Annotated in this window: 1 protein-coding gene; it reads left to right on the forward strand. The window is 53.3% G+C overall.

From position 1 onward, the window contains the following. On the forward strand, window positions 1-929 hold a 929-nt coding region (tuf, locus tag AB8846_RS23275), incomplete at both ends, for an elongation factor Tu (protein ID WP_370733776.1).

The following is a 929-nucleotide window of genomic DNA, read 5'->3' on the forward strand; positions in this document are numbered from 1 at the left end:
CACGTAGACTGCCCAGGCCACGCCGACTATGTTAAAAACATGATCACCGGTGCTGCGCAGATGGACGGCGCGATCCTGGTTGTTGCTGCGACTGACGGCCCAATGCCTCAGACTCGTGAGCACATCCTGCTGGGTCGTCAGGTAGGCGTTCCTTTCATCATCGTGTTCCTGAACAAATGCGACATGGTTGATGACGAAGAGCTGCTGGAACTGGTAGAGATGGAAGTTCGTGAACTGCTGTCTCAGTACGATTTCCCAGGCGACGATACTCCAATCGTTCGTGGTTCAGCTCTGAAAGCGCTGGAAGGCGAAGCAGAGTGGGAAGCGAAAATCATCGAACTGGCTGGCTTCCTGGATTCTTACATCCCAGAACCAGAGCGTGCGATTGACAAGCCATTCCTGCTGCCAATCGAAGACGTATTCTCCATCTCCGGTCGTGGTACCGTTGTTACCGGTCGTGTAGAGCGCGGTATCATCAAAGTTGGCGAAGAAGTTGAAATCGTTGGTATTAAAGAGACTGCGAAGTCTACCTGTACTGGCGTTGAAATGTTCCGCAAACTGCTGGACGAAGGCCGTGCTGGTGAGAACGTTGGTGTTCTGCTGCGTGGTATCAAACGTGAAGAAATCGAACGTGGTCAGGTACTGGCGAAGCCAGGCTCAATCAAGCCACACACCAAGTTCGAATCTGAAGTGTACATTCTGTCCAAAGACGAAGGCGGCCGTCATACTCCGTTCTTCAAAGGCTACCGTCCACAGTTCTACTTCCGTACAACTGACGTGACCGGTACCATCGAACTGCCAGAAGGCGTAGAGATGGTAATGCCAGGCGACAACATCAAGATGGTTGTGACTCTGATCCACCCAATCGCGATGGACGACGGTCTGCGTTTCGCAATCCGTGAAGGCGGCCGTACCGTTGGCGCGGGCGT

The organism is Enterobacter sp. KB-221C9 (genome assembly GCF_041320715.1).
In the GTDB taxonomy this organism is placed as follows: domain Bacteria; phylum Pseudomonadota; class Gammaproteobacteria; order Enterobacterales; family Enterobacteriaceae; genus Enterobacter; species Enterobacter asburiae_D.